At 50.1% G+C, this 12,012-nt stretch carries 10 protein-coding genes and 1 pseudogene; 7 read left to right on the forward strand and 4 right to left on the reverse strand.

Features of this window, described 5'->3' with window-relative positions:
* Positions 1 to 6: 6 nt before the first annotated feature.
* Positions 7 to 372, reverse strand: coding sequence for a DUF3742 family protein (locus U5A08_RS19775; protein ID WP_321848226.1), 366 nt, complete (start codon positions 370 to 372; stop codon positions 7 to 9).
* 453 nt (positions 373 to 825) lie between these two features.
* On the opposite strand from U5A08_RS19775, the gene U5A08_RS19780 reads away from it, so the two are divergent.
* Positions 826 to 1,155: a hypothetical protein gene (locus tag U5A08_RS19780; RefSeq protein ID WP_321848228.1), complete on the forward strand. Its 330-nt coding sequence runs from the start codon at positions 826 to 828 to the stop codon at positions 1,153 to 1,155.
* A gap of 131 nt (positions 1,156 to 1,286) precedes the next feature.
* Complete coding sequence (locus tag U5A08_RS19785; RefSeq protein WP_321848229.1) at positions 1,287 to 2,246, forward strand: ArdC family protein; 960 nt, start codon at positions 1,287 to 1,289, stop codon at positions 2,244 to 2,246.
* Positions 2,247 to 2,379: 133 nt separating this feature from the next.
* Here the strand turns inward: U5A08_RS19785 and U5A08_RS19790 are convergent, their stop codons facing one another.
* Complete coding sequence (locus tag U5A08_RS19790; RefSeq protein ID WP_007901093.1) at positions 2,380 to 2,577, reverse strand: DUF7740 domain-containing protein; 198 nt, start codon at positions 2,575 to 2,577, stop codon at positions 2,380 to 2,382.
* 222 nt (positions 2,578 to 2,799) lie between these two features.
* Here U5A08_RS19790 and mobH point away from each other — a divergent pair, with 222 nt between their 5' ends.
* The 4 genes from mobH (at position 2,800) to U5A08_RS19815 (ending at position 8,837) form a co-directional block, all read left to right on the forward strand.
* Entirely contained in the window at positions 2,800 to 4,524 is a 1,725-nt protein-coding gene (gene mobH / locus U5A08_RS19795; RefSeq protein WP_321848234.1) for a MobH family relaxase, read from the forward strand.
* Positions 4,525 to 5,414: 890 nt separating this feature from the next.
* A complete protein-coding gene (locus U5A08_RS19805) occupies positions 5,415 to 6,575 on the forward strand; it encodes a dsDNA nuclease domain-containing protein (RefSeq protein WP_261753989.1) in 1,161 nt (386 codons plus the stop codon).
* On the forward strand, positions 6,572 to 7,057 hold the full coding sequence (locus U5A08_RS19810; RefSeq protein ID WP_261753990.1) for a hypothetical protein: 486 nt from the start codon (positions 6,572 to 6,574) through the stop codon (positions 7,055 to 7,057). Before U5A08_RS19805 ends, U5A08_RS19810 begins: the two co-directional genes overlap by 4 nt.
* Positions 7,047 to 8,837 carry a hypothetical protein gene (locus tag U5A08_RS19815; protein ID WP_321848235.1) on the forward strand — a complete coding sequence of 597 codons (1,791 nt, stop codon included), beginning with the start codon at positions 7,047 to 7,049 and terminating at the stop codon, positions 8,835 to 8,837. The genes U5A08_RS19810 and U5A08_RS19815 overlap by 11 nt, the downstream gene beginning before the upstream one ends.
* A gap of 587 nt (positions 8,838 to 9,424) precedes the next feature.
* On the opposite strand, the gene U5A08_RS19820 is transcribed toward U5A08_RS19815, so the two are convergent.
* Both U5A08_RS19820 and U5A08_RS19825 read right to left on the reverse strand, forming a co-directional pair.
* Positions 9,425 to 10,312 carry a hypothetical protein gene (locus tag U5A08_RS19820; protein WP_282391318.1) on the reverse strand — a complete coding sequence of 296 codons (888 nt, stop codon included), beginning with the start codon at positions 10,310 to 10,312 and terminating at the stop codon, positions 9,425 to 9,427.
* Positions 10,309 to 11,565 carry an AAA family ATPase gene (locus tag U5A08_RS19825; RefSeq protein WP_261753993.1) on the reverse strand — a complete coding sequence of 419 codons (1,257 nt, stop codon included), beginning with the start codon at positions 11,563 to 11,565 and terminating at the stop codon, positions 10,309 to 10,311. The genes U5A08_RS19820 and U5A08_RS19825 overlap by 4 nt, the downstream gene beginning before the upstream one ends.
* 267 nt (positions 11,566 to 11,832) lie before the next feature.
* Here U5A08_RS19825 and U5A08_RS19830 point away from each other — a divergent pair.
* Positions 11,833 to 12,009, forward strand: a pseudogene (locus U5A08_RS19830) (transposase); the annotation flags it as partial.
* Positions 12,010 to 12,012 lie beyond the last annotated feature (3 nt).

The raw sequence follows: 12,012 nt of genomic DNA on the forward strand, positions 1-12,012 counted from the left end.
AAGAGGCTACTTCAGAGAACCCCATTTATCGTACCGCTCAGGCCAAGACGTTCTATGCATTGGATCATCGAGATCGTCAATACATGGAGTGTCTGAATCTTGAATTGGGATAGATGCAAATACGACGATTGTGCACATCAGCACAAACAACCAGAAACTAACAAAAAGAAATGCTCCGAGGAGAGCCAACTTGGCAGTCAGAAAACTCCCGCGAACAAGAAGTTTACCTGCGGGCATACCTACCGTCTCCGCACGCTCAACCACGCGGGATTCAAACGTTTTCAACCTACGGTAACCACGCTTCACCGACATACCACAGACGTACGCCCAGCGGTGGGCACGTGAACTCTGAACAGGTTGCTGAATCGGCATGGTCTCGCCCTCCTCTGAGCGTTTTCATGGTTGAGACAAGAGTAACAGCCTACTACTGAAAACGGCCCGTGCCTGACCGTTTATCAGTTTGATCAGCCGAAAAATCTTTACTGGAAGACAGAAGACAAGTCCCGTGAAAGAGCCTATCTACGGGGATTGACCCATATAAGTCGTCCAGCTAAATACAAGGTACGGATCGCTGTTATCGACAGCACTTTCCCAGGTAGCCAGAACCTTCAAGGCTACGTCATTTCGGTGATGGCTCTCCCCAAGTGCGATTAGCGTTCGGAGGCTCGCACGGTGACCGTTGCTACGGTGATGAACGCCTACTGCTCTCCTGCGCCTTTCGAGCGCTGCTCGTGAGATAAGCCCTCTTGATTTTCTTCAACCCACTGCGGGGAAATCTTTCCCCGCACAGGACAGGTTTCTTCGCGTTTTCAACGGAGACATACCATGCCCGACTCACTTACACCGGAAACACAGAACACCCTTCGGTTGCCCATCGTGTTCACCCCTGGCGCGTGGCAACGCGCAGTACTGCTCGAGCAATCCGATCACGCTGAGAAGCTGCAGGTCGATCGGTTGAGCCACGTACTGCGCGCAGCCTTCGAAGCCCACGTGGCCTCTCCACACGAGCCCTATGTGATGTTCGAGGTTGTCCGGGTTGAACCAACCGATCACTTAGACCACGACCCGTTGCTGCAATTGAGTCTGAGCTTACTCCAAGAACCGGGTCAGCCTAGCGCCTTGCTGATAGCGCTTGCAGGAGAACACCAGCGCTAAGCGCAATTGGCGGTGTTCAACTCCACATTCGAACGGCATGCAAGACCTGCATCAATCCAGCACATCACCCAACCGGGGAACCCTCCCCGACGGGCACGGCGTTCCTCGGTTTTTCTCTCGAGGAAATTGCCATGCGCGATATCTACCAAGACGTAACTGATAAGATCGTTACTGCGTTAGACCAAGGCGTTGCACCCTGGATCAAACCCTGGTCCTCAAGTGGCTCCGCTCACATCGGTCATCAACCCTACCCGGTCAACGCCATCACGCGACGTCCGTATTCGGGCATCAATTTACCGCTGCTCTGGGCCGAGGCCAGGTTGCAGGGGTTCACTCAAGATCGGTGGCTGACGTTCAATCAAGCCAAAAAAGCTGGCGGGCACATTCGTAAGGGTGAGCACAGCACTCTAGCGGTGCTCTACAAGCCGATGGAGCGCGAGGAACAAACCGAGTCAGGCCAACCCGTACTCGATGAAAGCGGTCAACCCAAGGTCGCTCACTTCGGCATTCTCAGGACACATTTTCTGTTCAACATCGAGCAAACGGAGGGGCTCGAAATGCTCAATGACACCCTGCTCGAGACGGAACAGAGCGATCCCTTCCAGCCCAACAGCGCCGCGGAAAATCTGCTGTTAAGTTCAGGTGCAAGCATCGTTCATCGGCCTGCCGACGAAGCCTTTTACCACCCGATCAGGGATCTCATCCAACTCCCGACAAAGGCACAATTTCACGATGAAAGCGGGTACTACGCCACGGCACTTCATGAGCTGACGCACTGGACCGGGCATCACTCTCGGTTGCAGCGCGAAGGCATGACGTCAGCCTGTCCGTTCGGCTCGCCAGGCTACGCGTTTGAGGAGTTGATCGCCGAGATGGGCGCTGCTTTTTTATGTGCCTACGCCGGTATACAGGGGGAGCTGCGGCACGAGGGTTACATCGACTCCTGGCTCGGCCTGCTCAAGGCTGACAAACGCGCGATCTTTCGCGCCAGTGGTCAGGCCCGAAGCGCCTCGGAGTATGTACTCAACCTGGAGCAGCAACTGAAGCAGATGGTAATGGATGACTCACGATACATGAAAGATGGAGTTTGATCGTTAACTCACCGCTGCAATCGCTTCATAGGGCCCAACGCGAGTTGAGCCCTTTTTTTCTGCGCCCAGAAAAAGCCCCATGCCGTGGGGCTCTGACGCAAAGAATCAGAGAGGGGCACACACCCGCAGCCTGTCATTCCGCATCCAGGTTCTGCGCCAGAAAATCCACCAACTCAAGTGGACTTCGGCTGTCGATCACCTTGTAAATCAGATCGCGTTTACTGCGCGGCAACTTCTTAACCACGCTCTTCGCCGAGGCCCTGACGGCTTCGTCGGTCCCATGGATACGTGCCGCAAGCAGCAGCACGAGCGTGGCGTCAGTGAGGTTCATGGCAAGACCCAAAAAATATGCACTGCAGTGTACCGGCTCTTTTCTTTTCCGTACTAGCCCCAAAAAAAATGATGCCTAGGAGTATCCATATTCCGATTGCCGCACAAAGGGACACGAGCCAAAAGGACGGGTAAGGGTTGGAAGGGAATGGGCACTCAAGGGTAAGAGCGCTATCCGAAAAGGCTAAAAGGCCACTGACCCAGCCACTTCCCGGAGGTCACGATGCTCAGTCTGTTTCGCCACAAAAGGCAGAAGCCCCCTCCGCCACCGACCGTCAACGTCGCCGAAGGTTACCTGTCCATCGAGTCAGCCCATACGCTCTTAGCAGTGGAGCACCGCCGCCAGTTGCTTGATCGCATCTGGCAGTACACCGCCCTCTCCCACACGCAGTTCCTCCAGCTCTACTTAAATCCGATCCATCGCTACGCCGAACAGGTCCAGCAACTCCCCGCCAGCGAGACGCACCACCATGCGTATCTCGGTGGCATGCTCGACCATGGACTGGAACTGGTCGCTTGCAGTTTGAAACTGCGTCAGTCGTATCTGCTGCCCACCGGCGCTGCACCCGAAGACCAAGCCGCCCAGACCGATGCCTGGTCGGCTGGCATCGCCTATGGCGCCCTGCTGCATGACATCGGCAAGATCGCCGTGGACCTGCTGGTCGAACGCCAGGATGGCCGTGTTTGGCATCCTTGGCAGGGCTCCCTGGATCAGCCCTACCGTTTTCGTTACATCAAGGGTCGTGACTACCACCTGCACGGCGCTGCCGCAGGCTTGCTCTACACCCAGATTCTCGACCGTCCCATCCTCGATTGGCTCAGTGGATTTCCGTCGCTGTGGGCCAGCTTGCTGTATGTCCTGGCAGGTCAGTACGAGCGTGCTGGTGTGCTGGGCGAGTTGGTCATTCAGGCCGACCGCGTCTCTACCGCGCAGAACATCGGTGGAAATCCGAGCAAGGCACTGCAAGCGCCGATTCATTCGCTGCAACATCACTTGCTCAGCGGACTGCGTCATCTGGTTCAACACGAGCTGAAACTCAACCAGCCAAGTGCCGCGGGTTGGTTGACTGAAGACGCCCTGTGGCTGGTCAGCAAGACGGTCACGGACAAGCTGCGAGCTTATCTGCTGTCGCAATCGATTGAGGGCATTCCCTCATCCAACATTGCTGTATTCGACGAACTGCAGTCGCATGGGCTGGTCGAGTCGACTCCAGAAGGCAAAGCCATCTGGACTGCGCTCGTGGCACAGGGAAACTGGCAGCAAAGCTTTACCTTTCTGCGCCTTCAACCGGCGTTGATTTGGGGGAGCGAAATTCGGCCTGAGGCTTTCAGCGGAACGGTGAGCATTGCGACCCATGACCACTCAACTGACACGCCGGTACCAACACCAACGCCCGAGACAGCCAGTACAAGATCAGGTCAAAGTCAACCGCAGCCGGATCCCATGGCGCTAGAGGATGCCGATTACCTCGGTACGCTGCTGGATATGTTCGAGTTGGAAGAGCCAAAGGCCAATGACGCGCTGTCAGAAAGAGCCGTCAAAACTTCAACGTTTCAATTGGATAACCCAGGCCAGGCATTCCTGAATTGGGTCAAGGAAGGCATTCTGAGCCACAAGCTGATCATCAATGACAGCAAGGCCAAAATCCACACGGTGAGTGGCAGCATATTTCTGGTCACGCCTGGTCTCTTCCAACGTTATGTACAGGAGTTTCCTGGTATCTCACAGGGTGCCGATCAAGGGATTGAAGAATGGCGTTGGGTGCAGAAGCAGTTCGAGAAACTGAAGGTCCACAGGAAGCGAGACAACGGTCTGAATATCTGGGCATGCCAAGTGCAAGGCCCTAGGAAGAAAACCACCCTGAAGGGATACTTGATTGAGGATCCGAAGCTTTTTTTTGAATTGATGCCACTCGATAATCCGTTTCTTGAAATCGAAAAAGATTAAATTTCACTGGCACTCCATTGGTGAGGGATCGAAATGCAGAGTTGACTCTGTCCAACTCCTGCTTGGTTATACGAAGCTTGAAAGCACCGTCAGATACCTGGGAATCGAGGTCGATGATGCCCTGGAAATGGCGGAACAGACGGAAGTCTGAGCATCTATAGCGACGGTCGATACTAGACCGTCGCTATCCGACCCAAAGCTGCCCTTCACGAAGGGCAGGAATCGACCCTGGCTGTGTGAAAACGCATGCCCCGTTTTGAAATCTGCGTTGCTACGTAAAATCTGGCCGCGTTTGGCTGGTCAGCAGACCTAAAAGTTGCGTAGGAATGCGATTTCCGTTGCGGTTCTGAGTGTCAAACTCACTCCAAAACGTTTTCACACAGCCTGTACCAGAAGCTGCCGCTCGATGGTGTCTATTAACCAGGGGCGATTCACATCGCCAAGGTCGAGAAGTAGAAAACTCCGCACTTGCCTCAGAGCTTGAGGAGGGAAAATGCTTCAAATCTGACTTGCATTGTGGATGGCCTCACGCCACCATTCAGTGAATCCAGAAAGGAATTCTCTCACGGGCGAGAGACATCAATGGAAGGTGGCATGGACAGCATTACCCGAAACAATCAAGGCGCACTGCTCAGATCGTGCCCGCCACCCGCACGCAACTATTGCAAACCCTCCGCGATACGTTGCGTAGTTCGTGAGCGTGATCCCGGAAGGGAAACTGCCAATGAACATGCATTCAATCTACAACCAAGAAGTTGCATTTACGTTATCCACAACGTATCGCTCAACACTTCGCCACCATTCGACCGCAATGATTGCTTCTGCATTACACCTAAAAGCCCAGCATACTCTAGGGCGCTCTTAATTCAGCATATGCGAAACTAATCCATATGAAACTTCATGAAGTCAGCCCTAGAGAACAAAGCGGACGGGATACGATCGACCGCTTCCGAGCACAGTTCAAAGCAGCCAGCTTGGAAAGCCTGGCTCTATTAGAAAACGGGGAAATGGATAGGGTGTACTGTGATGTACACGAGGACTATGTCGTCAAGCACATAGTCAACTCAAAATCCAAATACCGGTTTGTTCAAGTAAAGACTAAAAGTAAGCTAAATCATCAATACACCATACTTGAAATTTTTGGCCTGAAGAAAAAACCAAAAAATAGCCCGACTCATGACTTGGCGGGCAGCTTCGCAGGGAAGTTACTGCTTCACGTTGAAGAGTTTGGTGAAGCGTGCAGCTCAATTGAGATCTGCACAAACGTAAACTTCGACGATGAGGTTGAACAGATTTGGCAAGAAGTTAAAGGCAAAGCAAGTCCAACCAAAAACACCGCAAGCCTGATCGGCGAGACTAAGAAACTGATACCTTCTCTCGCCACGAAAAGCGATGCCGATGTAATGGCGTTCTTGTCACACTTGGCGCTGGCACCTCGAAAGCAGATCCTCAATGAAGAAGAGGATGTTTTCGTTTCCCAAGCATCAAACCAGATATTCAAGTACAGCGAAATCAATCTTAACCCCCTTGAGGTTAGAAAAATAATCATCCAGCTTCTATCTTTAATTGAGGATAGATCTGCCGTTCCGCTTTCCAGCGGTATTACCGAAAAAGAATTGGATGCAAAGGCGAGTGTCAATCTGGATGATATCCTAGACATTCTCTGCATTTCCAGATCCGCCTATTATGTTCTTAAGACAGGCGGAGATGATAGAGCTATAAAGTCGGTTTCTATCCTACAGCGAATGCTCAAGCGCTCAGGCTTCTCAGATGACACAGTGGATACATTTGCAGGTTTCAAGTGTAGCTGGGAAGCTTGGCACAGGACCAATAGGCATGCGCTCTTGGAGTTTCGCTTGGCCGTAGCAAAGAATAAAATTATACAAGTGGCAAGAAAGATCGCTATTGGCCAGATTGACATGGACTCAATCACCGAAGAAGTTTCAAGCTTGACGATCCAAATCAGTAAAGACCTTGGGCGATCAGATATCACTGAAGAGCTGGCCTTCGGCGCCGTGCTCTCCGAATTGGTGAAAGGAGAGGCGCAATGAACTTCCGCGAGGCCGTCTCGACCGCCAAGACTGAGTCCATGGCATTGTTGACCGAAAGCAGCCCCAGGGGGCGCTATGACGTACTGGGAAATGAGAGTCTATTCCATACTCCGCTGATTGCGCTGACCATCATTTTACTCGCGCGTTCCAGAGCCAAGCCTAAGCAAGACGAGATTGGAATGTTAGTAGGCGTTTGTTTTGAGAAAAGCCTTGTAGGTTTCAAGGGGTCGAGCCAAGAACTGGGCTGGTCTGCAAACCTGAGAATCCGTACCGTGAAGGCTTTTACATTTTTAGAAAACACCGGATTCATTATTATCGACAAAAGCACTTCCCGGATTGAAGCAACAGAGTCTGGAAAAAAGCTGATTGATAATATTCTCAAAGATGAAAGCAGGCTCTGTATTGCATTACTGATAATAAAGCGTGCGTACCGTAACATCTGTAAAGAACGTGCCGTTGAGGTTAAGTTAAATGAAATTTGAATCACTTGAAATTATCCAGAACAACCCAGATGGGTGGCACTCAGGTGAGCTTGAGTTTGGTGTTGCCATAACTCAACTGTACGCAAAAAATGGTAGTGGCAAGACCCCATTGATCCAAGCCATGATGTTCTGTCTTGGACTGCATGTTCAGTTTAGGGATGATATCGTCCGAAACTGCAAGATGGCGCGATTAAAACTGCTCCTCATGGGGAAACGATTCACCCTAGACCGAATGATGGGAGACTCTTTCGATTTGACCGTGAAGGTTGACGATAAAACCGAAAATCGCTTTTACAATGAAGATGATTTTTCGAGGTTCATGTTAAAATCACTCAACCTCAGAAGTGATAGACTCATAACAAACGGCAACACTCCAACCACTCCATATTTTTCGGCGTTGCTGCCTCTTTTTTATCTGGACCAGGATCAAGGCTACTCCGAATACTATGCACCTCCGCGGCCAGGCTTCATAAAAAACCAGTTTTCAGAAATGGTAAGACTAGCTGCTAATTTTCCTCCGCAGAACTCGTACGACAAAAAGAAAAAAGCGATTGAGGTCAAAAAAGACCTAGCTTACTTGGACACCACAATCGTTGATAGTCGCAAACTGATGGAGCGCATTATTCAAGATCTTCCATCACCTCGCCGAAAGATCGAAGATGTTGATAGACTCATCGCTGAATTAAAGTCTCGCCTCGAAGACCTTAAAAAGTCGAAGGATATAAAAAGCGATTCACTTTCAAGTTTAGATTATGTTATTGGAAACCTGAGGAGGAGGCATCGTGAACTACAATCGGAAGAGGCTGCTCTCGACTCAAAAATTTCCAGTGCAACGCAAATACGTGAAGAAATACAGAGTGAGATTGAGACACTCAACCTAAATGAAGAGGCTAAGCGAGCCTTTATTTCGTTCTCTGACATATGCACCTCGCCATCGTGTGGAATATTCATGGTGAGCGCAGACTCGTACGGAAAAAGCTTACTTTACCTAAAAGATCAGATCAAGGATCTTGAGATTTCCACTGCCTCGAATATACAAAAGTCGGAGGCGATATCCACCGAGAAAAAATTTATTGAATCGCAAATCGCGCAACTGGCCCAGCAAAGAGGTCTGGCAGAACGGGAAGCCGGGATTGAAATTTTCATTGAGGCTATCAGCAGAATTTCTTCGGAAATTTTTGAACTCGGATTAGAAAAGAATAAGCTAGAAAAATCAGAGCAACAAAAAAATACTCATCTTGATCTTTTAAAAAGAAGAGATATCGCTCTTACGCTTGAGGATTCGCTACAGACGTCACGTGAACAGTCTCCAGACATTCTTCGATTCAGGATCGAACTGGGACAAAAAATGGCAGAATGGCTCGACGTCCTCAATTCCAAGAATATTTCGAGGGACATCCGAATCGATTCAGATCTAAAACCTATATTGGGCACTGAAAAGCTTGGGATCATCAAAGGCAGCTCAAAAGCTCGAACAGTGCTGGCGTTCCACGCTGCGCTATTTGAACTGTGCACCAATGATCCGCTCTCTCCTTTCAGAGTACTGGTGTTCGACACACCTCGGCAGCAGGAAATTCACTGGGAAGATTTAGATGCCTACATCAAAGCACTCAAAGCTGTTGCTCTACGTAACAATGCCCAAGTCATTTTCTCAACTACCAGTTATCAGTACGCGATCGATGACAAAACAGACAAGGAATGGTTGCCGAAATTTGCGGGCTCCGAACAGCCCATGTACCTCGGCGGAGTTGGTCAACCTCCCATTGGTGCAGCGCCTTGACGTAAGCGGCAAAGCCGCCTTTAGTTAACCGGCATCAGCACTGAACAAGGCCAGGGTGCAACTGCCCCTGGCTGGGACAAATTTAATCTCGCCCCTATCAAGTTGCTGAACTAGGTGCGGGTAGCTGAGATGTAAGCTTACGAGCTCGGAATGGCTAACGTACATCGGCGCTCCTTTCAACTGTGTCCACGAGGATGGCTAGCCAGAATAGTGGTCACTAACCACCCAAAGCTGCCGATCGTCGCTGACTGCTCCTGGACCAGAGTGTGTAAAAACGCTTCGTCAAAATTGAAGTGCGCGCGTCTACGTTAAATCTGAAATTTATCGGCACGTCAGCAGATGTGGATTTCGCGCAGATGCGCGATTTCCAGTCCGGTTTTGAGTACCTGTCGCGCTCGAAAACGTTTTTACACAGCCTCGGACAGTAGCAACCGTTTAGACGATCACATAGCCCGGCGGCGGCCATCCGTTAGCATGCATCCGAATGCATCTATGAAGCTTTGCGCAACTCACACCCTGGTATAATTTTTATTAATAGAAAATCAAATTTCTGAGCTTAGCTTGGCATTTTAGGGAGTGAAAACCGTTTAAGAGCTAGAGTCGATGAATCTCGCAGCAGCTTCAAATATCCGCTCGGCCTCATCAGGATCCGTATTAAATAAAGTTCGGAATGATCTTGCGCAATTAGTATGCTCCGATTTCGGTGATGTAAAGCCATCAATAAGCATCTTGGCTATGGCCTTTTTATTCGCGGGTTCATTTCCAGCAAAAGTCAAAAGCTGAGGATACAACGTGGTAATTACGTGAGCTCTCCCCCTAACTAAGTTCTTCCGACCTATAGCATCATCTAGCTCAAAGAAGGCAATGGTTGTAAGGGCTTTATGCCTCTTGTATCCCTGTTGAGGAATCGCCTGAGGCGATATACCGTGGAAGCCAATTAACTCTTCTGGATCATGATCAAAATCTCCAATTGGGTAAACTAGCAGCGGTTGCTCCCCCAAAAGAGTGACAGGATCATCCCCGGTGAACTGGTAAGTACCCGCAATAGGAAAACAATCGCTTTTAATAGCACTATTACAAGGTTTACAAGCGGCGCTGTAGTTGAACAGATGGTAGGGGAGTAGGTGATAACCAGGTGCCGGTTTACCAGGTTGAGTAAGTGAAACGCCTTGCTTACTCAGTGCGGTAGATATTTTCCATGTGCGAACGCTGCTTTTAGGACGAAAATGCTCGACATCATGTTCAGCCTTGCCACGCTCCTCTCCTTCTAACTTTCGTTCGCAGTACACGCACTTGGCTTCACCTTGCAGCCGCATGTACACAACCTTTATCTCGCTCCAAATCGTGCTGGGTTCATCATATTTACCAGCTATCTTAAACTTCTTTGTGCGTTCATCCGCACGAGTGCGCCATCCAGTGACTTCGGCATCTATAAGATTTTCGAGTTGGGCTAGGCTTATACGGTAACCTATCATTCGGTCGACTCCATGCCTCGACTCATTTGTGCGAGTAGTGCAAACGCAGCATCCGTATCACCCTGTCTTGCTTTCAGGCTCAGCGACTTTAGGGTGCGCTTAGCAGCCGATGCTCGAGTTGAACCCAGCCCAAAAAAATCGGTGAGAAGTACCTGATCGGCATCCAGGCCATGAACGGCACTACTAATTCTTTTGAGGTTACTGGACTGATAGGGGCCAGACTTCATGGTAATGATGTTCATCCACTCCAACGATCCGACAATCAGAGGGCTATGCGAAGTCACGATGAATTGGATTTTTGGAAGAGCTGCTGCAAGTGTTGGTAACACAGATAGCTGCCATTGAGGATGCAGATGAAGGTCAATTTCATCAATCATCACAATCCCTTGGTTCTCGTCGAGTCGCTTCCCGCTCGGGCATGTGGTGCAAATGTGGTAAAGCAGATCCCCGACCCAGCCCAGATAAGCTCGGTATCCATCTGAGAGAGCACGGAAAGGTACCTTAAGCCCCCCCCGCTCAAAAAGGTACTCCCCTGACTCTATCTCACCAGTAAATTTGTAATGCCCTGTTCCGACTAGTTTATTAAGGAGGGTAACTACCTGCGTATAACGCCCTTTATTCTCGGCTTTATACCCTGGTAGCCAACTAGAGAGAGGCACTAGAGAATAGGTGTCTTCGAAGAGGCTTTGTATCCGCTGAGCACGAACGAATATGCGGCTATGCCGCATTCCTGAGTCGAAATTTTCCTTCTGCTCCACACGGCGCATTGCGCCGTAGCCTACGAAGAAGAATGCGTCCGACTCTGAGCTAAAAATGGGATGCCAGACCTTTTCGTCTAAATGAGCCCACTCAATATACTCGAGATCTCCCCGGAGATTTATGAGAGTTTCAGACTCAAGGGATGAGATGCCTTTAGGCACTCGGTCTTGATGATGCGGAGTAAAAAAGGCCGAGATCGACGCTCTAGCCAAGTTTCCTCCATTTTTTTTAGACTGGTATGTTTCAGGTTCACGGCGGATCAGTCGATAGGGATAAATACCTGACTGACTAACTGCTGGCCCAAGGCAAGCCAATGATATCGCCTTCAGGAGCGTGGTCTTGCCTGCGCCATTATTGCCCAATAATAAATTGACGTTTTTCAGCTTGGGAGCCGGCATTCCGAGCTGTTCAAAATCCTGATCGGGATGAACAAAATCTATTTGGGTTTTTCGGAAGCTGCGGAAATTCCGCAAAAATATTCTGTCGATGTACATAGGAAACCCTGACGGCCGCTCACCGGAAAATTTGAGCAGTGGCTAGCGTAGCAGCTTAAATAAGCCAAAGTTAACGATTAGCCCCAATTCCCAAAATAAACCTGATTGCCAATCAAGGGTAAGAAAGAAGGCCTCCGTCAACGGCCGCTTCTGGCCCAAAGTGTGTAAAAACGCCTCCGCGAACCCTTGCTATGATTTCTGAGGACTGAATCGCCCCGGGTTTCGTAGACACCTCTTTGTCCAAACTGAGGCCAATTAGGAGGTGCCATGAGCAACCCGCGTTACCCTGAAGAACTCAAAATCCAAGCGGTCAATCAAGTGACCGAAAAGAAGCTGCCTGTCGTGAAGGTAGCGGCACGTCTTGGTGTGTCGACGCATAGCCTCTATGCCTGGATAAAGCGCTACAGCAAACCTCAAGAGGAGCGGCAGCAGGACGATGATCAGCTA

It is taken from the genome of Pseudomonas paraveronii (assembly GCF_963681955.1).
GTDB classification, from domain to species: Bacteria; Pseudomonadota; Gammaproteobacteria; order Pseudomonadales; family Pseudomonadaceae; genus Aquipseudomonas; species Aquipseudomonas paraveronii.

What these genes read in the sequence shown, in the direction of transcription:
- U5A08_RS19775 (WP_321848226.1), bottom strand. Translation starts at nt 372, where the DNA reads ATGCCGATTCAGCAACCTGTTCAGAGTTCACGTGCCCACCGCTGGGCG.
- U5A08_RS19780 (WP_321848228.1), top strand. Translation starts at nt 826, where the DNA reads ATGCCCGACTCACTTACACCGGAAACACAGAACACCCTTCGGTTGCCC.
- U5A08_RS19785 (WP_321848229.1), top strand. Translation starts at nt 1,287, where the DNA reads ATGCGCGATATCTACCAAGACGTAACTGATAAGATCGTTACTGCGTTA.
- U5A08_RS19790 (WP_007901093.1), bottom strand. Translation starts at nt 2,577, where the DNA reads ATGAACCTCACTGACGCCACGCTCGTGCTGCTGCTTGCGGCACGTATC.
- mobH (WP_321848234.1), top strand. Translation starts at nt 2,800, where the DNA reads ATGCTCAGTCTGTTTCGCCACAAAAGGCAGAAGCCCCCTCCGCCACCG.
- U5A08_RS19805 (WP_261753989.1), top strand. Translation starts at nt 5,415, where the DNA reads ATGAAACTTCATGAAGTCAGCCCTAGAGAACAAAGCGGACGGGATACG.
- U5A08_RS19810 (WP_261753990.1), top strand. Translation starts at nt 6,572, where the DNA reads ATGAACTTCCGCGAGGCCGTCTCGACCGCCAAGACTGAGTCCATGGCA.
- U5A08_RS19815 (WP_321848235.1), top strand. Translation starts at nt 7,047, where the DNA reads ATGAAATTTGAATCACTTGAAATTATCCAGAACAACCCAGATGGGTGG.
- U5A08_RS19820 (WP_282391318.1), bottom strand. Translation starts at nt 10,312, where the DNA reads ATGATAGGTTACCGTATAAGCCTAGCCCAACTCGAAAATCTTATAGAT.
- U5A08_RS19825 (WP_261753993.1), bottom strand. Translation starts at nt 11,565, where the DNA reads ATGTACATCGACAGAATATTTTTGCGGAATTTCCGCAGCTTCCGAAAA.